Source organism: Caballeronia choica (genome assembly GCF_001544535.1).
GTDB classification, from domain to species: domain Bacteria; phylum Pseudomonadota; class Gammaproteobacteria; order Burkholderiales; family Burkholderiaceae; genus Caballeronia; species Caballeronia choica.
Map to the genome: position 1 here is coordinate 1 of NZ_FCON02000628.1, position 543 is coordinate 543.

1 protein-coding gene is annotated in these 543 nt (G+C 51.6%); it reads right to left on the bottom strand.

Translation table 11 applies throughout. The annotated features are described in order from the left end of the window. The coding region (locus AWB68_RS50715; protein ID WP_327384577.1) for a VpsR-related response regulator at window positions 1–236 on the bottom strand (236 nt) is incomplete at its 3' end. Between the last annotated feature and the right edge of the window lie 307 nt (window positions 237–543).

A 543-nucleotide genomic window follows, 5' to 3' on the forward strand; every position in this document is an offset into this window, starting at 1 on the left:
ATGCCGTGTGCGTGGCCGACGGCATCCACGATGCGCTCGTTTGACGTCGGCAGCGTGACGTAATCGAAACAGTAGTCGCGGATAAGTCGGCGCGTTACGGCGTCGTTGAATTTGTTCCGGATAGCCCGTCGCCACCCATACGACGTGCGAGTTGCCAAGCAATTGCTCAACTGCTGATAGATCCTGCGGGATTTGATCCCCTGAAAAATCAATAATGCCAGCGCCGGCCCACCCAAATGCTCGCGCTAAGTTGCAACTGCTATGGAGTTCGATCGCGTCAACCGACCACCGACGCTCAACGAGTGATGACCGCAAGTCTTCTGGCATTTCACGGCCCACATAACAAATATTTCGAACTTCCCCGATCATGCCTTTCTCTCCCATCGTGTTTTATTTATTAACGAGAGTATGCCCCGTCGGTGGAAAAACCGACACGGGTCGCAAACGATTCACGTATTTAAATTTATGGTTCCTCGGCGCAATCTGTGGGTGATTTGATGGGAATTGTGAGAGATTCGTCAAGACCAAAGAACTCGTTTGCAT